The organism is Bartonella sp. TT110JLCBS (genome assembly GCF_042193405.1).
Classification (GTDB): domain Bacteria; phylum Pseudomonadota; class Alphaproteobacteria; order Rhizobiales; family Rhizobiaceae; genus Bartonella.
This window is the reverse complement of sequence record NZ_JBHILT010000137.1, coordinates 294-1,006: the sequence shown is the minus strand read 5'-3', so window position 1 is coordinate 1,006 and position 713 is coordinate 294. Positions and strand designations below refer to the sequence as shown.

At 42.4% G+C, this 713-nt stretch carries 1 protein-coding gene; it reads left to right on the top strand.

Translation table 11 applies throughout. The annotated features are described in order from the left end of the window. The coding region (locus ACFILW_RS10035) for a DUF4043 family protein (protein WP_375685767.1) at window positions 1-713 on the top strand (713 nt) is incomplete at both ends.

The window sequence follows — 713 nt, the reverse complement described above, 5'->3', positions numbered from 1 at the left end:
AAGGCAAAGGGGATTGTGTAACATTTAGTCTGCGAGCTCAGTTATCAGGACGTGGTGTGAGTGAGGGTGAAACCCTTGAAGGCAATGAAGAGGCACTACAATTCCTTCATGATAAACTGTATATCAATGAACTTTATCATGGAACAAGAATTGCCAATGAAGGCACTATTGATAATCAGCGCACATTGTTTAATTTGCGCGAAGAAGCCAAAAACAGTTTATCAGATTGGTATGCGGACCGTTTGAGTTTGATGTTTTTCGTTCACGCTTGCGGTTATACAGCCAACAGGCTTAATTTTGAGGGAGAACTGGTTGATCTTGATCCTCTTTTTTGGGGCTTTAATGCACCATTAGCTCCAAGCAGTAAGCGCATTGTGCGACCAGAAGCAAAAACCAAGGATGAAGAGCTTACAGAAAAAGCCAAACACAGCTTTAATCTTAAATTGATAGATGAAGCGGTTCAGTGCGCTAAGCTAGCGAATCCTAAAATTAGACCGGTTCGCGTGAATGGCGAGAGTGTTTATGTGTTGTATTTGCATCCCATTCAGGTGACACAATTGCGCACTAATACAGAGACGGGTCAATGGCTTGATATTCAGAAAGCTGCTTATACCGGTTCGCGTTCCAAAAACCCAATCTTTGATGGTTCTCTAGGCATGTACAACGGTGTGATTTTACGTGAATCAGAGCATGTCACCAATGGTGTTAAATCC